The 26,622-nt window shown below is 68.8% G+C and carries 27 protein-coding genes; 13 read left to right on the forward strand and 14 right to left on the reverse strand.

The genetic code is table 11. The features are described 5' to 3' along the window. Positions 1-63 precede the first annotated feature (63 nt). The 3 genes from ACZ58V_RS23680 to ACZ58V_RS23690 form a co-directional block, all read right to left on the reverse strand. Positions 64-930, reverse strand: coding sequence for an IclR family transcriptional regulator (locus ACZ58V_RS23680; protein WP_468196966.1), 867 nt, complete (start codon positions 928-930; stop codon positions 64-66). A 204-nt stretch (positions 931-1,134) separates the two neighbouring features. Then, positions 1,135-1,347 (reverse strand): DUF5326 family protein, encoded by a 213-nt coding sequence (locus ACZ58V_RS23685; protein ID WP_020271174.1) that lies wholly within the window; start codon positions 1,345-1,347, stop codon positions 1,135-1,137. A gap of 156 nt (positions 1,348-1,503) precedes the next feature. Further along, complete coding sequence (locus ACZ58V_RS23690) at positions 1,504-1,821, reverse strand: cupin domain-containing protein (RefSeq protein ID WP_184593813.1); 318 nt, start codon at positions 1,819-1,821, stop codon at positions 1,504-1,506. A 60-nt stretch (positions 1,822-1,881) separates the two neighbouring features. Between ACZ58V_RS23690 and ACZ58V_RS23695 the strand changes: the two genes are divergently transcribed. The 5 genes from ACZ58V_RS23695 (at position 1,882) to ACZ58V_RS23715 (ending at position 5,634) form a co-directional block, all read left to right on the forward strand. Next, positions 1,882-2,259 (forward strand): phage holin family protein, encoded by a 378-nt coding sequence (locus tag ACZ58V_RS23695; RefSeq protein ID WP_215120340.1) that lies wholly within the window; start codon positions 1,882-1,884, stop codon positions 2,257-2,259. A gap of 6 nt (positions 2,260-2,265) precedes the next feature. Beyond that, positions 2,266-2,757, forward strand: coding sequence for a low molecular weight protein-tyrosine-phosphatase (locus ACZ58V_RS23700; protein WP_471292053.1), 492 nt, complete (start codon positions 2,266-2,268; stop codon positions 2,755-2,757). Further along, positions 2,754-3,959, forward strand: a complete 1,206-nt coding sequence (locus tag ACZ58V_RS23705; RefSeq protein ID WP_471292055.1) for a cystathionine gamma-lyase — start codon at positions 2,754-2,756, stop codon at positions 3,957-3,959. The genes ACZ58V_RS23700 and ACZ58V_RS23705 overlap by 4 nt, the downstream gene beginning before the upstream one ends. 198 nt (positions 3,960-4,157) lie before the next feature. Continuing rightward, complete coding sequence (locus ACZ58V_RS23710; protein ID WP_184593822.1) at positions 4,158-5,063, forward strand: LysR family transcriptional regulator; 906 nt, start codon at positions 4,158-4,160, stop codon at positions 5,061-5,063. 88 nt (positions 5,064-5,151) lie between these two features. Further along, the gene (locus ACZ58V_RS23715) at positions 5,152-5,634 is read left to right on the forward strand and encodes an NUDIX domain-containing protein (RefSeq protein ID WP_189727213.1); all 483 of its coding nucleotides are present in this window, start codon (positions 5,152-5,154) and stop codon (positions 5,632-5,634) included. Positions 5,635-5,646: 12 nt separating this feature from the next. On the opposite strand, the gene ACZ58V_RS23720 is transcribed toward ACZ58V_RS23715, so the two are convergent. Next, positions 5,647-7,248, reverse strand: a complete 1,602-nt coding sequence (locus ACZ58V_RS23720; RefSeq protein ID WP_468196974.1) for a globin domain-containing protein — start codon at positions 7,246-7,248, stop codon at positions 5,647-5,649. A 553-nt stretch (positions 7,249-7,801) separates the two neighbouring features. On the opposite strand from ACZ58V_RS23720, the gene ACZ58V_RS23725 reads away from it, so the two are divergent. Continuing rightward, entirely contained in the window at positions 7,802-8,668 is an 867-nt protein-coding gene (locus ACZ58V_RS23725) for a GNAT family N-acetyltransferase (RefSeq protein WP_471292059.1), read from the forward strand. A gap of 105 nt (positions 8,669-8,773) precedes the next feature. Here ACZ58V_RS23725 and ACZ58V_RS23730 read toward each other — a convergent pair whose 3' ends face one another. Next, a complete protein-coding gene (locus ACZ58V_RS23730; RefSeq protein ID WP_471292062.1) occupies positions 8,774-9,196 on the reverse strand; it encodes a GlcG/HbpS family heme-binding protein in 423 nt (140 codons plus the stop codon). Positions 9,197-9,264: 68 nt separating this feature from the next. Then, positions 9,265-10,473: an MFS transporter gene (locus tag ACZ58V_RS23735; protein ID WP_471292065.1), complete on the reverse strand. Its 1,209-nt coding sequence runs from the start codon at positions 10,471-10,473 to the stop codon at positions 9,265-9,267. 142 nt (positions 10,474-10,615) lie between these two features. Between ACZ58V_RS23735 and ACZ58V_RS23740 the strand changes: the two genes are divergently transcribed. Both ACZ58V_RS23740 and ACZ58V_RS23745 read left to right on the forward strand, forming a co-directional pair. After that, on the forward strand, positions 10,616-11,080 hold the full coding sequence (locus ACZ58V_RS23740; protein ID WP_468196983.1) for a MarR family winged helix-turn-helix transcriptional regulator: 465 nt from the start codon (positions 10,616-10,618) through the stop codon (positions 11,078-11,080). A gap of 60 nt (positions 11,081-11,140) precedes the next feature. Beyond that, positions 11,141-11,593 (forward strand): GNAT family N-acetyltransferase, encoded by a 453-nt coding sequence (locus ACZ58V_RS23745; RefSeq protein ID WP_471292067.1) that lies wholly within the window; start codon positions 11,141-11,143, stop codon positions 11,591-11,593. Positions 11,594-11,651: 58 nt separating this feature from the next. Here the strand turns inward: ACZ58V_RS23745 and ACZ58V_RS23750 are convergent, their stop codons facing one another. Both ACZ58V_RS23750 and dnaB read right to left on the reverse strand, forming a co-directional pair. Then, positions 11,652-13,037 carry a serine hydrolase domain-containing protein gene (locus ACZ58V_RS23750; RefSeq protein WP_471292070.1) on the reverse strand — a complete coding sequence of 462 codons (1,386 nt, stop codon included), beginning with the start codon at positions 13,035-13,037 and terminating at the stop codon, positions 11,652-11,654. Positions 13,038-13,096: 59 nt separating this feature from the next. Continuing rightward, the gene (dnaB, locus tag ACZ58V_RS23755) at positions 13,097-14,578 is read right to left on the reverse strand and encodes a replicative DNA helicase (protein WP_468196989.1); all 1,482 of its coding nucleotides are present in this window, start codon (positions 14,576-14,578) and stop codon (positions 13,097-13,099) included. Between the two features lie 460 nt (positions 14,579-15,038). On the opposite strand from dnaB, the gene ACZ58V_RS23760 reads away from it, so the two are divergent. Further along, a complete protein-coding gene (locus tag ACZ58V_RS23760; RefSeq protein ID WP_471292073.1) occupies positions 15,039-16,376 on the forward strand; it encodes an MATE family efflux transporter in 1,338 nt (445 codons plus the stop codon). A 161-nt stretch (positions 16,377-16,537) separates the two neighbouring features. On the opposite strand, the gene rplI is transcribed toward ACZ58V_RS23760, so the two are convergent. From rplI to rpsF, 4 genes are all read right to left on the reverse strand, one after another. Further along, positions 16,538-16,984, reverse strand: coding sequence for a 50S ribosomal protein L9 (gene rplI / locus ACZ58V_RS23765; RefSeq protein ID WP_184593844.1), 447 nt, complete (start codon positions 16,982-16,984; stop codon positions 16,538-16,540). A gap of 18 nt (positions 16,985-17,002) precedes the next feature. Beyond that, positions 17,003-17,239: a 30S ribosomal protein S18 gene (gene rpsR, locus ACZ58V_RS23770; protein WP_003949403.1), complete on the reverse strand. Its 237-nt coding sequence runs from the start codon at positions 17,237-17,239 to the stop codon at positions 17,003-17,005. A gap of 44 nt (positions 17,240-17,283) precedes the next feature. Continuing rightward, positions 17,284-17,880 carry a single-stranded DNA-binding protein gene (locus tag ACZ58V_RS23775; RefSeq protein ID WP_184593846.1) on the reverse strand — a complete coding sequence of 199 codons (597 nt, stop codon included), beginning with the start codon at positions 17,878-17,880 and terminating at the stop codon, positions 17,284-17,286. Between the two features lie 76 nt (positions 17,881-17,956). Continuing rightward, complete coding sequence (gene rpsF / locus ACZ58V_RS23780; protein WP_030847098.1) at positions 17,957-18,247, reverse strand: 30S ribosomal protein S6; 291 nt, start codon at positions 18,245-18,247, stop codon at positions 17,957-17,959. A 264-nt stretch (positions 18,248-18,511) separates the two neighbouring features. On the opposite strand from rpsF, the gene ACZ58V_RS23785 reads away from it, so the two are divergent. The 3 genes from ACZ58V_RS23785 (at position 18,512) to ACZ58V_RS23795 (ending at position 21,209) form a co-directional block, all read left to right on the forward strand. Next, the gene (locus ACZ58V_RS23785) at positions 18,512-18,829 is read left to right on the forward strand and encodes a hypothetical protein (protein ID WP_432962594.1); all 318 of its coding nucleotides are present in this window, start codon (positions 18,512-18,514) and stop codon (positions 18,827-18,829) included. Between the two features lie 165 nt (positions 18,830-18,994). Next, a complete protein-coding gene (gene femX / locus ACZ58V_RS23790) occupies positions 18,995-20,116 on the forward strand; it encodes a peptidoglycan bridge formation glycyltransferase FemX (RefSeq protein ID WP_382837669.1) in 1,122 nt (373 codons plus the stop codon). A 61-nt stretch (positions 20,117-20,177) separates the two neighbouring features. Next, a complete protein-coding gene (locus ACZ58V_RS23795) occupies positions 20,178-21,209 on the forward strand; it encodes an alanine racemase (protein ID WP_215120322.1) in 1,032 nt (343 codons plus the stop codon). A gap of 81 nt (positions 21,210-21,290) precedes the next feature. On the opposite strand, the gene ACZ58V_RS23800 is transcribed toward ACZ58V_RS23795, so the two are convergent. Both ACZ58V_RS23800 and ACZ58V_RS23805 read right to left on the reverse strand, forming a co-directional pair. Next, positions 21,291-22,802, reverse strand: a complete 1,512-nt coding sequence (locus ACZ58V_RS23800; protein ID WP_468197070.1) for a glycosyltransferase family 87 protein — start codon at positions 22,800-22,802, stop codon at positions 21,291-21,293. Between the two features lie 122 nt (positions 22,803-22,924). After that, the gene (locus ACZ58V_RS23805; RefSeq protein ID WP_471292078.1) at positions 22,925-25,561 is read right to left on the reverse strand and encodes a transglycosylase domain-containing protein; all 2,637 of its coding nucleotides are present in this window, start codon (positions 25,559-25,561) and stop codon (positions 22,925-22,927) included. 377 nt (positions 25,562-25,938) lie between these two features. Between ACZ58V_RS23805 and ACZ58V_RS23810 the strand changes: the two genes are divergently transcribed. Further along, positions 25,939-26,622: a PadR family transcriptional regulator gene (locus ACZ58V_RS23810; protein ID WP_184593854.1), complete on the forward strand. Its 684-nt coding sequence runs from the start codon at positions 25,939-25,941 to the stop codon at positions 26,620-26,622.

Below are 26,622 nucleotides of genomic sequence, written 5' to 3' on the forward strand. Positions count from 1 at the left end.
CGAACCTCTGACACTTGGTGGAATCTTGCTGAACGTACACAGCAGATCACAAGGAGTGAGTTTTCACATGCTGATAGAGAGCGCCAGCGACCCGAGTCGCCGCCCGATCTCGCTCTGCAACTGCCGGGCCGCGGGCAGCAGCCGGTCCTCCTGGTGGGCGGGCAGGGAGATGGCCATCGTCGCGGCCGTGGTGCCCAGAGTGAGCGGAATCGCCGCGCAGACCGCGCCCAGGGCGTACTCCTGACGCTCGGTCACGGGTTCCATCCGCCGCATCCGCTCCAGACGCCGCAGCAGGCTGTGGTTGTCCCGCACCGTGTACGGCGTGAGGGGCTGCACCGGATAGCGGTCGAGGTGGTCGCGGCGGGCCTCCCCGTCCAGTTGGGACAGCAGGCACTGCCCGATGGCGTGCGCGTGCCCGGTCTCCCGGAAGTCGGCCCACTCCTCGACCGCAGGGGTGCCCGGGGTCTGGGAGACGCACATGACCTCGATCTCGCCCTCGCGGTACGCCGCGTAGTAGACGGGGACGCCGAGCAGGTCTCGCCACTGCGCGAGCGTGTCGACCACCGTGCTGCGACGTTTCTGCCGCGCCCCGCTGCTGCTCAGCCGCTCGGCGGCCTCGCCGAGGAAGAACAGGCCCTTGTCCCGGCGCAGATAGCCCTCGTGCACGAGGGTGCGCAGCAGGTGGTAGGTCGTGGGCAGCGCCAGCCCGGTCTCGCGGGCGAGTTGCTTGGCGGGGGCGCCGTAGACGTGCCCGGCGACGGTTTCCAGCAGGCGCATGGCGCGCTGTACGGATCCGATGAGGGTCGCCGGAGGCGGAGGTACGGCGGGAGGCGGTGGTGTGGTGGGGGGCGGTGATGCGGAGGGTGCCGCCGAGCGCGGTTGCGCGGGAACGCTGCGCAGGTGAGCCGGTGCGGTGTCTGCCGGGGCCAAGGGTCACTCCCGAAGCGCGAGGGGCCGACCCGTGCGGAGGAACACGGGTGGGGGTGTATGCCGCTCACGGGGAAGTCCCCGCGTCGAGCCGGACTCTATTCGCCTGCCACCGCACGCAGACGGCCCGGCCGGGAAACTTCCCCCGCCCGAGGGAACGGGTCATGCCCAGCGTTTCCCGCTACCCCCACCGGTTTCCCACCGGTCTCACCAGTCGCTGCGCGACGAGGAGCTCGACGTGAACTTCCGTACGACGTAGATCAGTCCGCCGACCAGCGCCACGAAGACCAGCACCTTGAAGAGCAGTCCGATGACGAACCCGACCACACTGGCGATCAGCCCGCCGAACACGACCAGGGCGATGACCGGCACCGCGATCCACTTCACCCACCACGGCAGTCCCGTGAAGATCTCTCGCATCGCCCTCGTCCTTACCTCTCCACCCGTTCGAGTGCCGGGTCCTGTCGGTCTCCTGATGTTCTGCACTCGATGCTAGGTCCGGGAGGGGGTCGGGCGGGGGCTTCGCACCCCTTGTCCTCCCCTGACCGAACCCCTAGGGAACCCCGAGGCGGTCCGTCAGCTCTCGGGCGGAGAGAACACCACCAGCACCCTGAGGTCCTCGGTGATGTGGTGGAACTTGTGGGCGACGCCCGCCGGTACGTAGACCACGCTGCCGCGTGCCACCTGGGTCGTCTCCAGGCCGACGGTGATCGCGGCACGGCCGCTCACAACGAAGTAGACCTCGTCCTGATTGTGCGGCTTCTGTGGATCCTGCTCGCCCGCGTCGAGGGCGTACAGACCGACCGACATGTTCTGCGCCCGCAGAAACTGCAGGTAGGCGCCCTCGTTGGCGGCGCGCTCCGCCTCCAGTTCGTCCAGCCGGAATGCCTTCATCGCCGAGTCCGCCCCTGCCTCTAGTGCCCGTGCCCGATCAGGTCTGCCACGATCAGACACATGAAGAATTTCGTAGTCAAGACGATCGCCAACGCCGGTGCCCTGGCGGTCGCCGTATGGCTGCTCGACAAGATCACCCTGACCGGTGACAGCACGGGCATGAAGATCGGCACCCTGATAATCGTCGCGCTGATCTTCGGCCTGGTGAACTTCCTGGTCAAGCCGCTCGTCAAGCTGCTCAGCCTCCCGCTGCTGATTCTGACGCTCGGCCTGTTCACCCTGGTCGTCAACGCGCTGATGCTGCTGCTCACCTCGTGGCTTGCCGACCAGTTCGACCTGAGCTTCCAGGTGGACGGCTTCTGGACGGCCGTCCTGGGCGGCCTGATCATCTCTGTCGTCTCCTGGGCCCTGAACGTCGTCCTGCCCGACGGGGACTGAGCGCGTATGACATACCGAGTCTGCTTCGTCTGCACGGGCAACATCTGCCGTTCCCCGATGGCCGAGGTCGTCTTCCGGGCCCGCGTGGCGGAGGCCGGACTCGACGGCCTGGTCGAGGTCGACAGCGCCGGCACGGGCGGCTGGCACGAGGGCGACGACGCCGACCCGCGCACGGTGGCCGTCCTGGAGGAGAACGGCTACGACACCGGCCACACGGCCCGGCAGTTCCAGCCGTCGTGGTTCTCCCGCCTCGACCTGGTCATCGCCCTCGACTCCGGCCACCTCCGCGCCCTGCGCCGCCTCGCGCCCACGGAAGAGGACGCGCGGAAGGTGCGACTGCTCCGCTCGTACGACCCCTCCGCCGGCGACGACCTCGACGTACCCGACCCCTACTACGGGGGCGCGGACGGTTTCGAGGAGTGCCTTGAGATGGTGGAGGCGGCGAGCACCGGGCTGCTTGCCGCAGTGCGTGCGGACGTGGAGGGACGAGTGGCATGAGTGAATCCGCGACGGGTGACCAGGGCGGATCGTCGGGCGGGACGGCCCGGGCGTCGAGCGACGCGGCCCCGGTCGCCGCCGACGCCGGTGACGGCACGCGGGCGGTGCGGGCCGGGCTGCCCGAGGCGGTCAAATACGAGCCCACGCTGCCCGGACCGGTGTTCGCCGCCCACTTCCATCTGCCGGGCGACCCGACCGGCCCGTACACCTACGGCCGTGACGAGAACCCGACCTGGACACTTCTGGAGCGCGCCGTCGGCGAGCTGGAGGCGCCCGGCCGGGACGATGCCGAGACGCTCGTCTTCGCGTCGGGCATGGCCGCGACCTCGGCGGTGCTCTTCTCCCAGCTGCGCGCCGGCGATGTGTGCGTCCTGCCCGACGACGGCTATCAGGCACTGCCCCTGGTGCGCGCCCATCTGGAGACGTACGGCATCGAGGTGCGCACCGCGCCGACCCGCGGGGACGCCCAGCTCGACGTCCTGGACGGCGCGAAGCTGCTGTGGATCGAGACACCGTCGAACCCCGGGCTCGACGTGTGCGACATCAGGCGGCTCGCCGAGGCGGCACACGCGCGTGGTGCCCTGGTGGCCGTCGACAACACCCTCGCGACACCGCTCGGCCAACGACCGCTGGAGCTCGGCGCCGACTTCGCGGTGGCCAGCGGCACCAAGCAGCTCACGGGGCACGGCGACATCCTCCTGGGCTATGTCGTCGGCAGGGACGCCGAGGCCATGGCCGCGGTACGCCGCTGGCGCAAGATCGTCGGAGCGATCCCCGGGCCCATGGAGGCCTGGCTCGCGCACCGTTCGATCGCGACGCTGCAGCTGCGGGTCGACCGGCAGAGCACGACAGCCCTGGCGGTCGCCGAAGCGCTGCGCGAGCGTCCTGAGGTGACCGGACTGCGCTATCCCGGGCTCCCCGACGACCCCGCGCACAAGATCGCGGCTCAGCAGATGCGGCGCTATGGGTGCGTGGTGTCGTTCACCCTGCCCACGCGCGAGCGGGCCGAGCGTTTCCTCGACGCGCTGCGGCTCGTGGACGACGCGACGAGCTTCGGGGGAGTACGGTCCACGGCCGAACGACGCGGCCGCTGGGGCGGCGACGCGGTCCCGGAGGGCTTCATCCGCCTGTCGGTCGGCGCCGAGGATCCGCAGGACCTGGTGGCGGACGTGCTGCGCGCACTGGACACGTCGACCGCCTGACCATCCCCCACGGACGGTCCGAGCCTCCCCCCTCGTGGCTCGGACCGTCCTCCGGTTCCGCGCGCAAGAACCGCGCGACCAAGGCTAGTTGACTCTCTGTCAGTGTCCAATCACAGTAGCGACAGAGACCTATCGACTTATTTATAGTTGAGCGCGGCCGGAGGGCCAGGAGCAGGGCCGAAGAGGGGAGAGCGTGCGGTGGATCTGGCCTTGCTGCGGACCTTCGTGACCGTGCACCGGGCCGGCTCCTTCACCCGCGCCGCCGCCCTGCTCGGCCTCTCCCAGCCAGCCGTCACCTCGCAGATACGGACGCTGGAGCGGCAGCTGGGCCGCCCCCTGTTCCTGCGGCAGGCCCGCGGCGTGACCCCGACGAGCATCGGCGACGAACTCGCCCACAAGGCCGCACCGCATCTCGACGCCCTGGTGGAGATAACGGAGACCGGCCTCGACGACGACTCCTCCTTACGGACGCTGCACCTGGCCGGACCTCCGGAGTTCACCGCCGAACGAGCCCTGCCCGCGCTCACGGAACTGATCGGCGAGGACGGTCAGGGCTTCGCCCTGCGCGCCTCCTTCGGGAATGCCGAGGAAACGCTGGAAGGACTGTCCGCCGGGCATCACGATCTGGCCATCAGCACGGCCCAGCCGAGGGGCGCCCTGCTCACGGCGACTGCGCTCTGCGACGAGGAGCACGTCCTGGTCGCCGCCCCGCGCTGGGCCGAACAGATCGGCGCCGGGCAGCCGGACCGCAAGCCGGAACCGTCTTTGGAGCAGGTCCCCGTGGTGGAGGTGCACGAGTCCCTGCCCTTCGTCTCCCGCTACTGGGCCTCCGTCTTCGACTCGCGCCCCGCAGCCCCGGGCACGGTCATCGTTCCCGACCTGCGCGCGGTCCTGGCGTGTGCGGTCGCGGGGGCGGGCCTGGCGGTGCTTCCGCGTTATCTGTGCGCGGCCGCGCTGGAGCGGGGTGACGTCGTCGCCCTGCACGAGCCGGCGGTGCCGCCGCTGCGGACCTACTTCCTGGTGGTCCGCACCGGGACGCTCGCGATGCCCCATATAGCGCGGGCCCACGAGTGGTTGCAGCGCGCCTCGACCGACTGGTGCTGAGGGGCCTGGAACAGTGCCTCACTCTGAGGGCTCGGCCGGTGACGGTTCGCGATGTTTCACGTGGAACCAGCCGGGCCACATTTCACACATGACCGTCCGACCCGTGGTCAAGCGCACCGCCCGTGCCGTTCTGCTGGACGGTGACGACCTGATCTTGATCAAGCGCACCAAGCCGGGCATGGATCCCTACTGGCTGACTCCCGGCGGCGGGGTCGAGCCCGATGACTCGACCGTCGTCGACGCCCTGCACCGAGAGGTGTACGAGGAACTCGGCGCCAAGATCACCGACGTGGTGCCCTGCTTCGTGGACACCGTGGAGCACATCGGGGAGGACGGCGGCGCGACCGGTGTGAAGGTGCAGCACTTCTTCGTCTGCCACCTGGAGTCCATGGACCCCTCCCTCCGCCACGGCCCCGAGGTGGACGAACCTGTCGGCGAGTACGAGATCGTGCGCGTGCCCTTCACCCGCGTCGGGATCGCCTCCGTCCACTTGGTGCCGCTGGCGCTGCGGCACTACCTGGACGGCAACATCGAGGGCGTACGGGCCATGCACTCCCCCGACCTGGGCTGACACGGGCAGCGGTCAGGACCCGGCCGCGACCAGTTCCTCCACGGAGTCGTGCCGTATGCGGTCCGACGGGATACCGATGTCCCTCAGGGCGTCCACACCGCTGCGGATCATCCCGGGCGGGCCCGAAAGATACGCGTCGAACTCGTCCCAGGGCCCGTAGGCGCGGATCGCGTCCGGCAGCTGCTGGTGCGCCTGCTGGTCGATGATCGCGCGGACCGCGAGCCAGGGATGGCTCTGCTGGAGGCGGAGCATGGTGTGGATGTCGTACAGGTCGTGATCGGTGCGGGCCCCGTAGAAGACCTCGACCGACCGGCGGTCCCCGTGCTCGGCGACGTCTTCGACGAGTGCCTTGATGGGCGCGATGCCCGTGCCGCCGCCCACGCAGAGCAGGCCGCTGTCAGTGGTGTGGTCGACGGTCATGGCGCCGGCGGGCGGGCCGAGCCGGATGATGTCGCCGGGGCGGGCGCGGTGCACCAGGGCGTTGGAGACCCAGCCCGCCGGGACGGCCTTCACGTGGAACGACAGCAGGCCGTCGGAGCGGGGCGCCGAAGCGAAGGAGTAGTGCCGCCAGATCCGGGGCCACCAGGGCGTCTCCACACTCGTGTACTGCCCGGCGAGGAAGGGGTACGGCTGGTCCGGGCGGACGGTGATGACCGCGACGTCCGGAGTTCTGAGGTCGTGCGTGACGACCTCGGCGTACCACCACGCCGGGGCACGCAGTTCGTCCGTGGCCGCCGCGTCGATCATGACCTGCGAGATGGTGGTGTACGCCCGGATCCAGGCCGCTTCCATCTCCTCGTTCCAGACCTCGGCGGCGTACTTGCTCAGCGCGCCGATGAGGCATTCCCCGACGGCCGGGTAGTGCTCGGCACGCGTTCCGTACTTCCGGTGGCCCCGGCCGAGGTTCTGCAGGTAGTCGACGAGGACGTCGGTGTTGTCGATGTGCTCGGCGGCCGTGAGCAGCGCCTTGAGCAGCCGGTCCCGCTGGGTGTCCATCGCGGCCGGGAACAGCGGCCGCAGGTCCGGATAGCGGACGAAGAGCAGGGCGTAGAAGTACGACGTGACCTTCTCGGCCACGGGCGCGACCTCGGCCATGGCGCGGCGGATGAGGATGGCGTCCGGGGACGCTTCCCTGGCCGGGGCGGAGGCGGCTTGGCCCGGGGCCGACGCGGGGGCGGGCCGCTGGGCGGGGACCCGCAGCTCGTCGGGGCCGGTTGCGGGGGGAGTGGTGGAGGCGAAGGGCGCCGGTGTGAGCGTCGTGGGCGCGGGGCCTGCTGACGAGGCCGCGGCGACGCCTGCGGCCGCGGGAGACGAGGCGTGCTGGGCCGCCAGGGGGGCGGGCGCGGATATCGCTTCCGGGGGCTCACGCCGCTGCTCCGGCCCACCGGTGCTCGCACCGCCGGTCGTCGAAGCGGGCGGCACCGCCGTGCCGTCGGCAGGAGTCTCCGGACCGGCCGTTGGCCTGCCCACGGGGCGTATCGCGGCCGGGCGACGCGCCTCTGGCGTACCGGCTTCGCTGTCCGGCGTCGTCGTCGGCTTCTTGCGGGGCGTGAACCAGCCGCCTCCGCCGCCGGAAGTGCCGTTGTCGGCCGACGTGGTGGTCGGAGCGTCCATGGTGTGCCTCGCCTCGAGCATCTTTCGGTCGGTCTGCGCACTTCCCTGTCGGAAGGTGCCTGCTTTCCCCCGTGGACGGTCTGCGTTCCCATCCATGTCGTGGCCAATGCGGCCACATTTAACCCGTATTTCGGCTCCGTACGGACAAGTAGGCAAGAGTGTGACATTGCCCGCAGTGCCCTCACCCGAGCTTCCCACTCGTCTGGACGGCTCAGTCGTGTACCCGAAAACGCGGGTCTTCGATCTCTCCGTCCCATTAGGCTGCATTGCCCTGCGCTCGGCCCACACGGAACGGGTCACCCGCCCCGAATGCGAACCGGAGTCGACCCTACCGGCCACCGCCGTGCACACAAGTCCCCCCTTCCCTCGTCACGAATGAGGGCACCGCGCGAATCATCAGCACCGCCAACTACTGGACATCACGCCCGTGTTTCACGTGAAACGTCCGGCGTCTGACCGCTCTCTGTGCAGACGGCTACAACTGGCCAAAAGCTCGTACGGGTCCGGGGAAAGAGGTGGACGTCAGGGGCCCCCGTCGGACAGCCTGACCTGCGTGCCGACTCCTTCCCTTGCCTCCCTGCCCATCCGCCGTCTGACGCTCCGCGATCTCGCCGCCTGCGCCGACTTGTCTCAGGACCGGGGGTGGCCACGGGAGGAGCACAAGTGGGGCTTCCTCCTCACAGCCGGGAAGGGCTACGGCATCGATGACCCCGACGGCGGCCTCGTCAGCGCCTGCGTCGTCACCGAGTACGGACCGCACGAGCACCCCGCCCTGGCGGCGATCGGCATGGTCCTGGTCGCCGAACGGCATGCGCGACAGGGCGTGGGACGCCGGCTGATGCGCCATGTCGTCTCAGCGATGGGCCCCACCCCCCTCACCCTGCACGCGACCCCGAACGGCCGCCCCCTCTACGAGGAACTCGGCTTCAAGGTCACCGGGCGGGTGGAGATGGTGTCCGGGCACTTCACCCCCGGCGGGCCGGATCCCGAGGTCGCCACCCGTGCCGCGACCGCCGAGGACCTCGCCGCCATCCTCCGGCTCGACGAGCAGGTGCTCGGGACCGACCGCACGCACATCGTCACGCGACTTCCCGCCTTCGCCGACCAGTTGCGCGTGGCCGAGGAGGACGGGCGGATCATCGGGTACACGGCCGCCTGGCCCAACATGGACACCCACGTCGTCGGCCCGCTCATCGCTCGCGACACGGCGGTCGCGCAGGCGCTCATCGCCTCCCTCGCGGCCCACACCGACCGTCCTCTGCGCACCGATATCGACGTGCGGCACGAAGAGCTCCTCGCGTGGGTGAAGGAGCGCGGCCTGGCGTCCGTCGCCTTCAACTCGGTGATGTCGTACGGGATCACCGAGCTGCCCGGAGACTGGACCCGCCGGTTCGCGCCGGTCACGGTCGCGGCGGGCTGAGGAGCCCCGGATACGCGGGCTGAAGGGCTGAAGGCCCCCGGACACGACGACGCCGGCTCCCCGGGGGATGGGGGGAGCCGGCGTCGTCGCGTTGCGGGGGCCGGGTCAGGCGAGGGTCTCCACGGCGGTCGTGGCGAGGGCGTGGTCCTGCTCCGGGGCGCCACCGCCGACGCCGATCGCGCCGATCAGGCGACCGTCTCGGTGCACCGGCACGCCGCCCGCGATGAACAGCAGCGGCCGGTCGAGCGCGGTCGGCAGCGTGTGGAAGGGGCCTCCGGGCTGCACGGCGTCGACGAGGTCGGCGGTGGGCGCGTTCAGCTGGAGAGCCGTGTAGGCCTTGCGGGTGCTGGTCTCGCCGGAGATCAGCACGGCACGGTCGTCGCGCCGGAAGGCGAGGAGATGGCCGCCTGCGTCCAGGACGGTGACGCTGACGGTCACGCCTGCGGCCTCGGCGGCACGGCGGGCGGCGGCGACGAAGGTGTCGGCGTCCTGGGTGGTCAGCGGGGCGACGGCTGTGGTGGTGCTCATGAGGGGGTTCTCCTTGGGACTTGCTGGTTGGTTCTGGTCCGGCTCCGGGCCGAGGACGGCCCGGTCGCTCAGTGGTGGACGGCGGCCCGCTGCTCGGCCGGCGCGGCTCCCGTGACGACGGTGCTGGGGGCACCGGCGCGGCGCTCCAGAGCGGCCGAGAGGAAGGCCAGGAGGAGGGCGCCCGCGGCCAGGGCGGCGCCGACCCAGTTGGGGGCGGTGTAGCCGAGGCCCGCCGCGATCACGAGGCCGCCGAGCCACGCTGAGAGGGCGTTGCCGAGGTTGAAGGCACCGATGTTCACGGCGGACGCCAGGGTCGGCGCGCCGTGCGCCTGGTCCAGGACCCGCTTCTGGAGCGGCGGGACGGTCGCGAAGCCCAGGGCGCCGATCAGCGCGATCGTGACGGCCGACAGCAGCTTGTCGTGCGCGGTGAGGGTGAACAGGGCCAGGACGACGGCCAGGGCGCCCAGGGAGATGTACAGCATGGGCATCAGGGCGCGGTCGGCGAACTTGCCGCCGACGAGGTTGCCGCCGACCATGCCGAGGCCGAAGAGGACCAGCAGCCAGGTGACGGAGCCGTCGGCGAAGCCGGTGACGTGGGTCATCATCGGCGCGATGTAGGTGATGGCCGCGAAGACACCGCCGAAGCCGAGGACGGTCATCGCCATCGCGAGCAGCACCTGCACGTTCTTGAAGGCGGCCAGCTCGTGCTTCAGGTGCACGCCCTCCGGCTTGGGCATGTCGGGGACGAGCCGGGCGATGCCGGCCAGGCCGATGACACCGAGGGCGGCGACGACGGCGAAGGTCACGCGCCAGCCGACGGACTGTCCGACGAGCGTGCCCAGCGGGACGCCGACGACGTTGGCGACGGTCAGCCCGGTGAACATCATCGAAATGGCTCCGGCCTTCTTGTCCGGGGCGACCAGTTCGGCCGCGACGACAGCGCCGATACCGAAGAAGGCGCCATGGGCCAGCGAGGCGACGATCCGGCCGATCAGCATGACGGCGAAGGCAGGGGCGAGAGCCGAGAGCAGGTTGCCGACGATGAACAGGCCCATCAGCACCATCAGCATCCGCTTGCGGGAGACCTTGGTGCCGAGAACGGTCATCAGCGGGGCGCCGAACATGACACCGAGCGCGTAGCCGGTCACCAGGTACCCGGCGGTGGGGATGGAGACCCCGTAGTCGCCCGCGACCTGCGGCAGCAAGCCCATGATCACGAACTCTGTCGTTCCGATCCCGAAGGCCCCGATCGCGAGGGCCAGAAGCGCGAGAGGCATGGAGGGGTTACCTTCCCAGAAGATTGCAGGAGCGCTTTACGTGCGTCCACAATAGTTGCACACGCGGGCTATAGGCAAGCGCCGTCAATTGCGATGCTGCTCTATCCTGGGTGTCAGCCGCCCCGGGACGGAGGAAACGCCAATGACAGCGACGGACCCCGCGCTCACCGCGCTCGCCCAGGGCTGGTGCGCCCTTTCCCTGCTGCACGGGAGGATCGAGGGCCACATCGAGCGCGCCCTGCAGGCCAAGCACGACCTGAGCGTGCGCGAGTACTCCCTGCTGGACGTGCTCAGCCGGCAGCACGACGGGGACGGAGGCCATCTGCAGATGAAGCAGGTCGCCGACGCGGTCGTGCTCAGCCAGAGCGCCACCACCCGCCTGGTCACCCGCCTTGAGGACCGCGGACTCCTGGAGCGCTATCTGTGCCCCACCGACCGCCGGGGCATCTACACGAACGTCACCGATGCGGGCCTCGAGTTGCTGGAAGCGGCGCGGCCGACCAATGACGCCGCCCTGCGTGAGGCTCTGGACGAGGCGGCTAAGAACCCCGAGCTGGCCCCGCTGGTTCGCGTGGTCGAGACGCTGAAGGCCCCGGTGCCCGCATAGGCCGCTTCTGCGCCGGCCTTCTCTGCGTAGGGTGCGTCCATCTCTGCGTAGGGTGCGTCCATGGGAGATCTTGAGATACGTGCCGCCGTCACCGGCGACGTCCCGGCGATCGTCGCAATGCTCGCGGACGACCCCCTGGGCGCACAGCGCGAGTCGCCGGACGACCTCGCCCCGTACCTGACCGCGCTGGAGCGGCTCAGCGCCGACCCGAACCAGCGTCTGGTCGTGGCGGTCCGGGAGGGCCGGGTCGTCGGCACGCTCCAGCTCACGATCATTCCCGGACTGTCCCGACGCGGTGCGACCAGGTCGATCATCGAAGGCGTACGCATCCACGCCGATGAGCGCGGCAGCGGCCTGGGAACACAGCTCATCGAGTGGGCGATCGGCGAATCCCGGGACTCGGGCTGCCAGTTGGTCCAGCTGACGTCCGACATATCGCGCACCGACGCCCACCGCTTCTACGAGCGGCTCGGCTTCACGGCCTCCCACACGGGCTTCAAGCTCCCGCTGTGACCGGCGTGCGAGGGGCGCTGTGTTTCACGTGAAACACAGCGCCCCTTGTCGTCACGGACTACCCGATCCCGCGCCACCCCTCCGGGTCGACCCCACCCGGCACAGGAGCCCCCTCCTCGTACGGCTGACGCGTGAACACGAACGAGCCGAGGTCCAGATGGCTCAAGGATCCGTCTGGCCGCCGTACGGCCTTCAGTGGTTCTCCGGCGTAGTAGCCCTCCAGGCCGGTCCAGGTCCCATCGCTGTTCGGACGGAACCGTGAACGCCTCCCGTTGCCGGACAACGGCTCCAGCGAGGCCAGCCCGTCGGCCGTCAGCCGCAGGGCGAACGCATGCGTCCCCCAGTACCACTGGCCCGTCAGCTCCAATGCCGACGGCTCGACCTCACGCATCGGTGTCCACGGGGCGGGGATGCGCGGCTCCGCCTCGGCGACGATACGGATGAGGTCCGCAGCGACCCCGGACGTCATGGGGCCCGAGGTGCAGTTGGCGAGAACGACCGCCGCCACGTCGTCCTCGATGCTGATGCTCATGCTCGCCAGGAAGCCCGGCAGGGATCCGCTGTGCCCCACGAGCAGTCGGCTGTGCCGGCGCTGGATCTGCAGCCCGAGGCCGTAGCTGTCACCGGACAGCACGTCGGTGGCTTCCGCCGGTGCGGACGGGGTCCGCATCTCCCTCAACGACTCGGCGCTCAGCACCCTCTCGTCGCCCCTCACCAGGAAGGCCGCGAACCGGGCCAGGTCCCCGGTAGTCGACCAGAGTTGACCTGCGGGTGCCATACGGCCCAGGTCCTCGGCGGGCTCGGGCAGCAGCACGTCCGCCCAGGGGTGCACGGCCCAGCCGCCCGCGTGCGGGGCCCGTGGTCGCACGCCGGTACGGTCGAGCCCCAGTGGTTCGAGAACTTCACGTCGTAGTGCCTCCTCCCAGGAGGACCCTCGCAGCTCCTCGACCAGCGCGCCCAGCAGCGTGTAGCCGGGGTTGGAGTAGTGGTGCCGTCGGCCGGCGGGGTGCAGCAGAGGCTGCTCACCGAGAACGTCGGACAGTTCCGGCCGCAGGGATCCCGGTGTGCGCTCCCACCACGGCCCGGGCGACTCGGCCGCCAGTCCGCCCGTGTGCGCGAGCAGTTCGGCGATCGTCGCCTCCCCCGCGCCGGTGCCCGGCACGTACTTCTCCAGTGGGTCCTCGAGCCCGAGCAGGCCTTCGTCGCGCAGGCGCATCACGAGAACGGCGGTGAACGTCTTGGTGATCGAGCCGATGCGGTACTGGACGCGCTCGTCGGGCGCGTGCCCGTCCACCGAGGTCCGGGCGCCGTGCCACACCGCCCGCCCCTCCCGGACGACGGCTGCGACCAGCGACGGTGCCCGCCCCTGTGCCTGCGCCACGGCGATCCGGTGGAGCAGCGCACGACTGGTTGCGGGAAGCAGCTCTTCCTGAGGTGACGTCATGGCCCAAGTCCACCTGGCCGGGCCTTGCGAGTCGACCTCATTTCGCCGTCGGCGCCGGATCAGGTCTGCGCCATGTCGACGAACCGTGAGTAGTGGCCCTGGAAGGCGACCGTGATCGTCGCCGTCGGGCCGTTTCGGTGCTTGGCCACGATCAGGTCGGCCTCGCCCGCGCGCGGCGACTCCTTCTCGTAGGCGTCCTCGCGGTGCAGCAGGATGACCATGTCGGCGTCCTGCTCGATGGAGCCGGACTCACGCAGGTCGGAGACCATGGGCTTCTTGTCCGTGCGTTGCTCGGGACCACGGTTCAGCTGGGAGAGCGCGATGACCGGGAGCTCCAGCTCCTTGGCCAGCAGCTTGAGGTTACGGGACATGTCCGAGACCTCCTGCTGACGGCTCTCGGCCCGCTTGGACCCACCGGACTGCATCAGCTGGAGGTAGTCGATGACGACTAGTCTGAGGTCGTTGCGCTGCTTGAGGCGGCGGCACTTGGCGCGGATCTCCATCATCGACAGGTTCGGGGAGTCGTCGATGTAGAGCGGCGCCGCAGAGACGTCCGGCATCCGGCGGGCCAGACGCGTCCAGTCCTCGTCCGTCATCGTGCCGGACCGCATGTGGTGCAGGGCGACCCGGGCTTCGGCGGACAGCAGACGCATCGCGATCTCGTTGCGCCCCATTTCGAGCGAGAAGATCACGCTCGGCAGGTTGTTCTTGATCGAGCAGGCTCGCGCGAAGTCCAGCGCGAGCGTGGACTTACCCATGGCGGGACGTGCGGCGATGACGATCATCTGGCCCGGGTGCAGGCCGTTGGTGAGCGAGTCGAAGTCCGTGAACCCCGTGGGCACACCGGTCATCTCACCGCTGCGCGAGCCGATCGCCTCGATCTCGTCGAGCGCGCCCTCCATGATGTCGCCGAGCGGCAGGTAGTCCTCGCTGGTGCGCTGCTCGGTGACCGCGTAGACCTCTGCCTGGGCGCGGTTGACGATCTCGTCGACGTCGTCGTCGGCCGCGTATCCCATCTGGGTGATGCGCGTACCAGCCTCGACCAGGCGCCGCAGGACGGCACGCTCGTGGACGATCTCCGCGTAGTAGGCGGCGTTCGCCGCCGTGGGCACCGTCTGGACGAGGGTGTGCAGATACGAGGCCCCGCCGACCTTGTTGATCTCACCGCGCTTGGTGAGCTCGGCGGCGATGGTGATGGGGTCGGCCGGCTCGCCCTTGGCATAGACGTCGAGGACGGCCTGATAGATCGTCTCGTGGGCCGGCTTGTAGAAGTCGTGGCCCTTGAGGATCTCGACGACGTCGGCGATGGCGTCCTTGGACAGCAGCATGCCGCCGAGGACGGACTGCTCGGCCTCGATGTCCTGCGGCGGTACCCGTTCGAACGCCGTGCTTCCGCCGCCGTCCCACTCGCCGCTGTCCCTGCCACGCTCGTGCTGCTCGTCACGGCCCCGGGCGCCGTCACCACGTCGGCGGGAGGAGGGCAGACGATCACTGGGCCCGCTGTCGGCCCACGGGTCGTCCAAGGGCTCGGAAATGCTCACCGAGCCACCTCCTCCCGTCCGCCGCAGCAGACCTAGCCGTGCCTCTCTTTTCTACGGCACGGCACTGACAAATGAGAGGCCCAACTCCGGTTACTGGACGTCGGTTTTGTGACGTTTGCGAAACCGATGGACGGAGCGGGCGCCGGACTACCGTAGGCCCGTCGGCACCGTCAGCCAATCTGGTTATCCACAGGCCATGTGGACGACGGCCCAGATGCTGTGGAGAACTCGGCGAAACCTGTGCACGACCCGGTGGACAGGCCTGTGAACAAGCATCGACCCATCCCAGAGAAACCCCTCTGAACTGCAACTTTGTCGTCCACGGGCTGTGCAGAAGAAAAACTTCCCCAACCGGCCCAAGATCACTTCGAATGGTGCACAGCAGTGCGCACCTCTGGGCGAATGGTAAGGGTCACAAAAGCTTTGCATCTCTTACCTGTGGACGATTAGATTGGTGCACATGACACAGGCCCCCGCGCGCCCTCGACCCGGCCGGAGACAGCACGACCGAGAGATCGTCGCACTCGCCGTGCCGGCCTTCGGCGCGCTCGTCGCCGAGCCCCTCTTCCTCATGACCGACACCGCCATCGTCGGCCATCTGGGCACGGCCCAACTCGCCGGTCTCGGCGTCGCCTCGGCCCTGCTGATGACCTCCGTCAGCATCTTCGTCTTCCTCGCCTACGCCACGACAGCGGCGGTCGCCCGCCGCGTCGGCGCGGGTGATCTCCCGGCCGCCATCCGCCAGGGCATGGACGGAATTTGGCTGGCCCTGATCCTCGGCGCCGGTGTCGTGGCCGTCGCGCTGCCCACGGCACCCCACCTCGTGGACCTCTTCGGCACCTCGGACGCGGCAGCCCCCTATGCGATCACGTATCTACGCATCTCCGTGCTCGGCATACCGGCCATGCTCGTCGTCCTCGCCGCGACCGGTCTCCTGCGGGGCCTGCAGGACACCAAGACCCCGCTCTACGTCGCCATCATCGGCTTCGTGGCCAACGGCGCCCTCAACGCGGGGCTCGTCTACGGGGCAGGGCTGGGGATCGCCGGCTCCGCCTGGGGCACCGTCATCGCCCAGTGCGGCATGGCCGCGGTCTACCTCGCGGTGGTTCTGCGTGGAGCGCGGAAGCATGGCGCCTCCCTGCGCCCGGACGCCGCCGGGATCAGGGCATCCGCGCAGGCCGGTGTACCCCTGCTGGTCCGCACCCTCTCCCTACGGGCCATCCTGATGATCGCGACGGCCGTGGCCGCCCGCCTCGGGGATGCCGACATCGCCGCCCACCAGATCATCCTGTCCCTGTGGAGTCTGCTCGCCTTCGCCCTCGACGCCATCGCCATCGCAGGGCAGGCCATCATCGGGCGCTACCTCGGAGCCGGTGACACACAGGGCGCCCGCGCCGTATGTCGTCGCATGGTGGAGTGGGGTGTCGCGGTCGGGGTCGTCCTCGGTGTCCTGGTCGTCCTCACCCGACCGGCGTTCCTGCCCCTGTTCACCAGTGACTCGGCTGTCAAGGACGTGGCCCTGCCCGCCCTGGTCATCGTCGCCCTCTCGCAGCCGATCTCCGGCATCGTCTTCGTCCTGGACGGAGTCCTGATGGGTGCCGGCGACGGTCCCTACCTCGCCTGGGCGATGGTGCTCACCCTGGCGGTCTTCACCCCGGTCGCCCTGCTGGTACCGGTACTGGGCGGCGGCCTCACCGCCCTCTGGGCCACCATGACGCTGATGATGACCATGCGGATGCTGACCCTGTGGCTCCGGAGCCGCTCAGGCCGCTGGATGGTGACGGGCGCGACCCGCTGACGACCGGGCTCGGCCGTCGGACTGTTTCACGTGAAACACGGTGTTTCACGTGAAACCAGATACCGCGCATCTGGATACGACGAGACGCGTCCGGATACGACGATGGGGCCGCACCCCGAAGGGTGCGGCCCCATCGCTCACTGCATCAGCGAGCGCGGCACTCAGGCCGCGACGACCTCGATGCTGACCTTGGCGTCAACCTCGGGGTGCAGACGCACGGACGTCTGGTGAGCGCCCAGCGACTTGATCGGCGAACCGACCTCGATGCGGCGCTTGTCGACCTCGGGGCCACCGGCAGCCTTGATCGCCGAGGCGATGTCGGCCGGGGTGACGGAACCGAAGAGGCGACCGGCGTCGCCGGCACGGACGGCCAGGCGGACCTTGACGCCCTCGAGCTGGGCCTTCACCTGGTTGGCCTGCTCGATGGTCTGGATCTCGTGGATCTTGCGAGCACGACGGATCTGCTCGACGTCCTTCTCGCCGCCCTTGGTCCAGCGGATAGCGAACTTCCGCGGGATCAGGTAGTTGCGAGCGTAACCGTCCTTGACGTCGACGACGTCGCCCGCGGCACCGAGGCCGGAGACCTCGTGGGTGAGGATGATCTTCATGTGTCGGTCACCCTTCCCTTATCGCGCGGTGGAGGTGTAGGGCAGCAGCGCCATCTCACGGCTGTTCTTCACGGCCGTGGCGACGTCACGCTGGTGCTGCGTGCAGTTGCCGGTCACGCGGCGGGCACGGATCTTGCCGCGGTCGGAAATGAACTTCCGCAGCATGTTCGTGTCCTTGTAGTCCACGTACGTGACCTTGTCCTTGCAGAATGCGCAGACCTTCTTCTTCGGCTTGCGCACAGGCGGCTTCGCCATGGTGATTCTCCTGTGTGATCAAGAAGTTTGGGTGCGAACCCGCCCTAGAAGGGGGGCTCGTCCGAGTAGCCGCCGCCCTGTTGGCCGCCGCCGGAGTTTCCACCCCAGCCGCCGCCACCGCCCTGGTTGCCACCGGCGGGAGCGCCGGTCGCCCACGGGTCGTCGGCGGGAGCGCCGCCGCCCTGCTGGCCGCCACCGGGGCCGCCGCCCCAGCCGCCGCCACCCTGGCCGCCACCGCCACCGCTGCCGCCGCCGTAACCGCCCTGGCCACCGCGGCCGGTGGTCTTGGTGACCTTGGCCGTGGCGTTGCGCAGGCTGGCGCCGACTTCCTCGACGTCCAGCTCGTAGACCGTGCGCTTGACGCCCTCGCGGTCCTCGTAGGACCGCTGCTTCAGACGGCCCTGCACGATGACGCGCATGCCTCGCTGGAGCGACTCGGCGACGTTCTCAGCCGCCTGACGCCAGACCGAGCAGGTCAGGAAGAGGCTCTCGCCGTCCTTCCACTCGTTCGTCTGACGGTCGAAGGTGCGGGGGGTGGACGCGACACGGAACTTCGCGACGGCCGCACCGGAGGGGGTGAAGCGCAGCTCGGGGTCGTCGACAAGATTGCCGACCACCGTGATGACGGTCTCGCCTGCCATGGGGAACCTCTCGGCGGGTTTGCTGCTGGCTGCTTGTGCTGCTACTCGAATCCCGGGATCAGCTGAGCGGAAGAGCTCAGTGGGTCTCGGGGCGGAGGACCTTGGTCCGGAGGACCGACTCGTTCAGGTTCATCTGGCGGTCGAGCTCCTTGACGACCGCAGGCTCGGCCTGCAGGTCGATGACCGAGTAGATGCCCTCGGGCTTCTTCTTGATCTCGTACGCGAGACGACGACGGCCCCAGGTGTCGACCTTCTCGACCTTTCCGCCGCCGTCACGGACGACAGAGAGGAAGTTCTCGATCAACGGAGAGACAGCGCGCTCCTCGACCTCGGGGTCGAGGATGACCATCACCTCGTAGTGACGCATGTGGAACCCACCTCCTTTGGACTCAGCGGCCACGGTCGATCCGTGGCAGGAGGGTTGTGATGCGTATCCGACGGTATCGGTCACCACTGACAGTCGAGGGTTCTGTCGAGAACCCCATGCCGTGATGTGGGCAGACACCGGTGCGGACGGTACAGAGTACCCGCACAGCGGCTTGCGGTTGAAATCCGGCCGCGAGGGCAGCCAATCTGTACACATCGGGTGTGTATGGCGCTACGATGCGCCGACTTTCGCAGGAGGTGCCCTATGGCACAGGCATTGCGACCCAACACCGCCGGCGGCCTCTTCGCCACGGACGGCAAGCCCCATCCCCTCCAGGACACCCTGCTCGCGGTGACCCTGGTGCTGGGCATCACGTCGTTCGTCGTGGCACTCGTCGACGATGACCTGCACCTGCTCAGCTCCTGGACCGGCCTGGTGGGCATTCTCACCGGTGCGTACGGCCAGTGGATCTCGGAGACGACCCGTGAGCGCTTCGGCCTGATTCTGGGCCTGGGAGCCTCGGCTGTCGGGTTCTTCCTGGGCATGGCGCACGGCGGGTTGTTCGGCGGGCTCATCGACTGACGCCAGGGACACCCCCTCCTGAACATCGTGTGACGCCCCGGCCGCTCACGGGCCGGGGCGAAGGTCCGTACGCCCAACCGGCGCGCTCCCAAGGCGCAGTAGGCTTCGCGCGAGAGCCGGAGCCCCTGAACCCATGGGGACACACCAGCCCGAGGAGCGCCCCGAATGAGCCTGACCCTGAGGACCATCAGCCGAGAGCAGCATCTGGCATACATCCAGAGCCTGCCGTCGGCGAGCCACATGCAGGTCCCGGCCTGGGCTGACGTCAAGGCGGAGTGGCGCTCCGAGCACCTCGGGTGGTTCGACGACCGGACCGGCGAGCTCGTCGGTGCCGGCCTGGTCCTCTACCGGCAGCTCCCCAAGATCAAGCGCTACCTCGCCTACCTGCCCGAGGGCCCGGTCATCAACTGGTTCTCGCCGAATCTGCAGGAGTGGATCGAGCCGATGCTGGCTCATCTGAAGCAGCAGGGCGCCTTCTCCGTGAAGATGGGCCCGCCGGTGATCATCCGGCGCTGGGAGGCCGCCTCCATCAAGCAGGGCATCCAGAACCCGGACGTCAAGCGCCTGCGCGACATCGAGGCCGACCACATCGAGCCGCGCGCCTTCGAGGTCGCCGACAAGCTGCGCCGCATGGGCTGGCAGCAGGGCGAGGACGGCGGCGCCGGCTTCGGCGACGTCCAGCCCCGGTACGTCTACCAGGTGCCGCTGGCCAACCGCTCTCTGGAAGAGGTCCACAAGAACTTCAACCAGCTGTGGCGCCGCAACATCAAGAAGGCCGAGAAGGCCGGCGTCGAGGTCGTCCAGGGCGGCTACCAGGACCTCGAGGAATGGCAGCGGCTGTACGAGATCACGGCCGTGCGCGACCACTTCCGGCCGCGCCCGCTGTCGTACTTCCAGCGCATGTGGACGGCCCTCAACACCGAGGACCCCAACCGCATGCGGCTGTACTTCGCCCGGCACAACGGCGTGAACCTCTCGGCGGCGACGATGCTGATCGTCGGCGGGCACGTCTGGTACTCCTACGGCGCTTCCGACAACATCGGCCGTGAGGTCCGGCCCTCGAACGCGATGCAGTGGCGGATGCTGCGCGACGCCTACGCGCTCGGCGCCACCGTCTACGACCTGCGCGGCATCTCCGACTCGCTGGACGAGACCGACCACCTCTTCGGTCTGATCCAGTTCAAGGTGGGTACGGGCGGCCAGGCCGCCGAATACATCGGCGAGTGGGACTTCCCGCTGAACAAGCTGCTGCACAAGGCGCTCGACATCTACATGTCGCGCCGCTGACGCCGCACTCACCCCTCATCCCGCACCTCTGACAGCCACGAGAAAGGTTCCAGGTCCGGATATGGCGCTCACGCTTTACGTCGACACCGCGCGCTGGCGTGCGCACCACAAGCACGTGCAGGATCAGTTCCCTGGGCTCGTCCCGGTCTGCAAGGGCAACGGCTACGGCTTCGGGCACGAGCGGCTGGCGGAGGAGGCCACCCGGCTGGGGTCGGACATCCTCGCCGTCGGCACGACGTACGAGGCCGCGCGCATCAAGGACTTCTTCGGCGGCGACCTGCTGGTGCTGACGCCGTACCGGCGCGGCGAGGAGCCGGTGCCGCTGCCGGACCGCGTCATCCGCTCGGTCTCGTCGATAGACGGCGTGTACGGCCTGGTCGGTGCCCGCGTGGTGATCGAGGTGATGTCCTCGATGAAGCGGCACGGCATCAGCGAGCAGGACCTCGCCCAGCTGCACGCCGCCATCGAGAACGTCCGCCTGGAGGGCTTCGCCATCCACCTGCCGCTGGACCGGACCGACGGCTCGGACGCGGTCGAGGAGGTCATCGGCTGGATGGACCGGCTGCGTGCGGCCCGGCTGCCTCTGCACACCATGTTCGTCAGCCACCTCAAGGCCGATGAACTCGCCCGTCTCCAGCAGCAGTTCCCGCAGACCCGGTTCCGTGCGCGCATCGGCACGCGGCTGTGGCTGGGGGACCACGAGGCCACCGAGTACCGCGGCGCGGTCCTGGACGTCACGCGCGTCGCCAAGGGCGAGCGCTTCGGCTACCGGCAGCAGAAGGCGGCCTCCGACGGCTTCCTGGTGGTCGTGGCGGGCGGTACGTCGCACGGGGTGGGTCTGGAGGCCCCCAAGGCGCTGCACGGCGTCATGCCACGCGCCAAGGGCGTCGCCCGCGCCGGCCTCGCGACGGTCAACCGGAACCTTTCCCCGTTCGTCTGGGGCGGCAAGCAGCGCTGGTTCGCCGAGCCGCCGCACATGCAGGTCTCGATCCTGTTCGTGCCCTCGGACGCGCCGGAGCCGAAGGTCGGCGAGGAACTGGTGGCCCACCTGCGGCACACCACCACGCAGTTCGACCGGATCATGGACCGCTGACCGGCGCGGTGCACTGAGGTCGCACAGCTCAGCAAGAAGGCCGTACACGGCTTCCCGTGTACGGCCTTTCGCATCGTTCGCTCAGAGCGAACCGCCGGTCGCACCCCGCTTACCCCACTGGACCTGCGCCCCGTCGAACCCAGCGGTCGTGTGCCGCGAGGGACGGGCCGCCGGACCGAGGACGAAGACGTCCTCGGCGCCGTCGAGCACTCCGCCCGAGGGATCGTCGTCGCCGGACCGGCGCACCGGATCCCGCTCCGGCATGAAGATGTCGCGCACGATCATGACGCACAGGTACAGCGTCCCCAGCAGATGCAAGCCGATGGCCCAGTGGTAGCCGTCAGTCGGCAGGCCCTTGTGGGCCTCTCCGCTGGTCGTGTACGCGAGGTACAGCCAGATCCCCAGGAAGTACGCCACCTCGCAGGCCTGCCAGATCAGGAAGTCCCGCCACTTCGGCCGGGCGAGGGCTGCCAGGGGGACCAGCCACAGGACGTACTGCGGCGAGTACACCTTGTTGGTGAGGATGAACGCCGCGACGATCAGGAAGGCGAGCTGAGCGAACCGCGGGCGGCGCGGGGCGGTCAGGGCGAGCGCCGCGACAGCCGCGCAGCACACGAGCATCAGCAACGTGGCGAGCGTGTTGACGGTGTCGATGCTGAGCGGGTCGTCCGAGTTCTGGGCCATGATCAGCCAGAAGGAGCCGAAGTCGACGCCCCGTTCCTGGCTGAACGTGTAGAACTTCGACCAGCCCTCGAACGCGAAGAGCATCACCGGCCCGTTCACGAGGACCCAGGCGACGATCGCGCCGCCCAGAGCCGTCCCGAACGCACGCCACCTGCCCGCGCGCCAGCACAGCACCAGCAGCGGCCCGAGGATCAGGAACGGATAGAGCTTGGCGGCCGTGGCGAGCCCCAGCAGAACGCCGAAAGCGAGAGGGCGGCCGCGTGACCACATCAGCATCGCCACGGCGGTCAGAGCGACCGCCAGCAGATCCCAGTTGATGGTCGCCGTCAGCGCGAAGGCAGGCGCCAGAGCCACCAGCAGACCGTCCCAAGGACGCCGGGCGTGGGTACGGGTCACGCAGACGGCGATGACCGACGCACACACCATGAGCATCCCGGCGTTGACCATCCAGTACCACTGCTCCTGGTACTGGATGGTGCCGCTGCCGGGCGTGAGCCAGGAGGCGACCTCCATGAAGACGCCGGTCAGCACCGGGTACTCCAGGTACTGCATGTCGCCGGGGAGCCGGTCGAAGTACGGCACGAGTCCGTCGGCGAAGCCGCGCCCCTGGTAGAGGTGCGGGATGTCCGAGTAGCACGCGTGCGTGTACTGGGAGCTGGCACCGAAGAACCAGGCTCCGTTGAAGCAGGGCGCCTTCTGGACCAGGCCGAGAGCGAACATGCCGATCGCCACCAGCGCGATCACCCGCACGGGAGTCCACCGGGACGCCCCGATCAGGGCACGCCGCCCCAGCGGGCCGCCGATCAGCTCGCTGCCGGCCGCGGCGACCTCGTCCTCCTGGGTCGGCCGCACCGGGTCCGGCTCGTGGACGCTCGCTTGCGTCGATTCTGCACTGGGCATGCCGCACATCCTGCCGTACGTGTCTGTCGATACGCCGAGGGCCGCCGTACCCGAGTGGGTACGGCGGCCCATGTTTCACGTGAAACGGCTTCGCGTTTCACGTGAAACACCCAAGCCGGGCGATCGGTCGGCTAGCCGGTGGGGCCTCCGAAGATGCCTCCGTTGCCGTTTCCTCTGCTGTTGCCGCCGTTCTCGCTGGTATCCGTTGGCGAGGGCGAGGTGCTCGGCTCTCCGCCCGTGCCGCCGTTCTCCGTACCACCGTCTTCCTCATCGCAGCCGAAGAAACCGCAGGTGTCGGTGGGTGAGGGCGACGGAAGCGACGGCGTCTCGCTGGGCGTGGAGCTCGGGGACTCGGTCACGGTCTCGCTGGGGTCCACACTGGGAGTCGGCGTCGGCGTCGGAGCGCCCACCGCGTCCTGGATGTCGCCGATCTTCTCGGGCTCCGGGAAGCCGAGGTCCGGCTTGCCGTTCAGCGCGGCCTTCATGTACTCGGTCCACACCAGCGTGGGGACGTCACCACCGTGGATGGACACCTCGCCCGCCGTGCCGTTCATGGAGAGCAGCTTGGCGCTCTTGGGGTCCTCACGGAACATCGCGACCGAGGTCGAGAGCTGCTGGGTGTAGCCGACGAACCAGGCCGACTTGTTCTCGTCCGTGGTACCGGTCTTGCCGGCCGCCGTACGGCCCAGGGACAGCGCGTTCTTACCCGTACCGTTCTGGATGACGTTCTCCAGAACGTTCGTGACGTTGTTCGCCACCTTCTCGGGCATCGCCTGCGTGATCCTCGGCTTCTCGAAGCCGGGAACCTCCTGCCCGTTGGACTTGACGCTCGTCACCGAGTACGGAGCGGCCTGCTTGCCGGCGGCGGCGAACGTCGCGTAGGAGTCGGCCATGCGGATCGCGCTGGGAGTCGACGTACCGAGCGCGAACGACGCGTTGAGGCCGGCGAAACTACTGTCCAGGATGCCGGCCTTCTCGGCCAGGTCGGCCACGTTCTTCATCCCCACATCCATGCCGAGCTGCACGAACGGGGTGTTGACGGACTGCTCCATCGCCTTGCGCAGGGAGATGTAACCCCACGGGCGATCGCTCTCGTTCTCCTGGAAGAAGGGCGTGTTGTCCTTCTTCATGACGTAGGAGCCGTCGTTGTTCCTGATCTTGAGATGGTCGTTGCCGTTGTACTTGCTGAGCGGCGAGAGGGGACCGTCGCTCCGGTAGGTGCCGTGCTCCATGGCGGCGGCGAGCACGAACGGCTTCCACGTCGAACCGACGGGGACACCCGAGGTGTCCGCGTTGTTGTTGAAGTGTCCGTTCTCGTACCCCGCACCGCCGTAGAGCGCGACGATCGCGCCGTCCTTGGGCTTCACCGACGCCGCGCCGAACTGGACGTGCTTGTCCAGCTCACGCTTGTCCGGGTCGAGCTTTTCCTTCTCGACCTTCTTCACGGCCTTGGTCAGCGCTTCGACCTTGGACTTCTCGAAGGTCGTCTTGATCTGGTAGCCGCCCTGGTCGAACTGCTTCTCCGTGATGTTGGAGTGGTTCAGGACGTACTTCTTGGCCGTGTCCGCCAGGTAGCCGATCTGGCCGCTCATGCCCTTGGCCGCCTTGCGGTCATCGGGCATGGGGTACGTCTTGATCGCCTTCTGGTATTCGGCGTCCGAGAGCTTCTTGTCGTTGTGCATCTGCTGGAGGATCCAGCCCCAGCGGTCCTTGGAACGCTTCTCGTTGGCCTTGGGGGTCGCCGATGGGTCGAGGCTGTCGTTACCCGCAGGGTCGTAGTACGTCGGCCCCTTGAGCAGGGCCGCGAGGAAGGCGCACTCGCTCGGCTCGAGGTCGACCGCGTCCTTGCCGTAGTAGGTCTGGGCGGCGGCCTGGATGCCGTAGGCACCGCGGCCGTAGTACGAGGTGTTGAGGTACCCCTGGAGGATCTCGTCCTTGGTGAGCTTCGTGCCCACCTTGATCGAGATGAACATCTCCTTGAACTTACGGGTGACCGTCTGGTCCTGGCTCAGGTAGGTGTTCTTGACGAACTGCTGCGTGATGGTCGAACCACCCTGCGTGTCGCCACCCCGCGCCATGTTCGCCAGCGCTCGGGCGATGCCCATGGGGTCGACGCCCGAGTCCTGATAGAAGCTCTTGTTCTCGGCCGAGATCACCGCCTGCTGCATGGCCTCGGGGATCCGGTCGATCGTGACGTTCTGGCGGTTCTGGCCACTGCCGGTCGCGATCATCTGCTTGCCGTTGGCCCAGTAGTAGACGTTGTTCTGCGACAGGGCCGCCGCGTTCTCCTCGTTGGGGACGCCCACCATGGCGTAGCCGATGCCCGCCACGGCCACCAGGCTCCCGAAGAAGCCGATGCACAGTCCGGAGACGAGCCTCCAGGACGGCACCCAGCGCTGCCAGCCGTACTTGCCGGCCCGCGGATAGTCGATCAGCCTCTTCTTGTCGTACATGGCCGGGCGCCCTCTGCCCCGGCCGGGCCCGGTCGGCCCGCCGGGAGCGGCGCGCCGGCCGCCTCGTGTCGGTTCGGCCGCTCTGCGGCGGCCGCCCCCACTTCTCTGCGCCGCACGCCGGGCATCCGCACGGCCGCCGTACTGGCGCTCCTCACCCCCCGAGTCGTAGGAGTCCGACCCATAGGAGTCGGACGGAGACCCGGTGGCGCCTCGCGGTGCCGCGCGGCGGCCGGAGGACGAGCCGGACTGGCCGCGTCGGGCCGCGGCACGTCCGCCTCCCTGCGGCTGCGGCGGTTTGCGACGGTGCTCGCTCATCGAACGACTACTCCTCGGGCAGGCGCACCCCTGCGCGCCTGGAAACGGTTGCTAGTTTCCGGTCCCCCCGAAGTACGGATGCGGTCGGCTCCGCATTCATCGGTCCCGCATGCACCCGTACTACACCGAAGACGAGGACGCCCTCAGGCGTCCCACGGTTCCCGGTGATGTGCATGGCGCACAGACTACGCACCGTCAAAACCTGCCGAGAACCGAAGTTCACCTCAAATCAGGCAACTCGCGTCTGACGAATCGGTGATGTGACCCCGTTCACCACACCCCCTCTTGTCGCATCCGCAAGGCCGTTCTATCGTCGTGATGTATCGAGTCGATACATCAGCTCGACACATCGGTACCGCGGGAGAGAGGAGGCGACGATGAGCCGGCGTTCCGGGATCCTCGAGTTCGCCGTACTCGGCCTGCTCCGCGAATCTCCGATGCACGGCTATGAGCTGCGCAAACGACTCAACACATCACTGGGTGTGTTCCGTGCGTTCAGCTACGGGACGCTGTACCCCTGCCTCAAGACGCTGGTCGCCAACGGCTGGTTGATCGAGGAGCCGGGGAACACCACCGAGGACGCCCTCGCAGCCCCCCTCACGGGGCGGCGCGCCAAGATCGTCTACCGGTTGACGGCGGAGGGCAAGGAGCACTTCGAACAGCTGCTCTCGCAGACCGGGCCCGACGCGTACGAGGACGAGCACTTCGCCGCCCGTTTCGCATTCTTCGGGCAAACCTCACGTGATGTACGCATGCGCGTGCTGGAAGGCCGCCGCAGCCGGCTGGAGGAGCGCCTCGAGAAGATGCGCGTCTCCCTGGCCCGGACCCGGGAACGCCTCGACGACTACACGCTTGAGCTTCAGCGCCACGGGATGGAGTCCGTGGAGCGCGAGGTGCGCTGGCTGAACGAGCTCATCGAGAGCGAGCGGGCGGGGCGGGACCTCAACGGTTCCTCCTCCGGAGAGCCCGCTTCGCGTGACACCACATCTGGAGCGTCGGGCGGCCTGCCCCGGCCGGGGGACGACCCCCGTCCGGATACGCCCGACGACACCGCCACGTGA

The sequence above is a fragment of the Streptomyces sp. NPDC040589 genome, assembly GCF_055594445.1.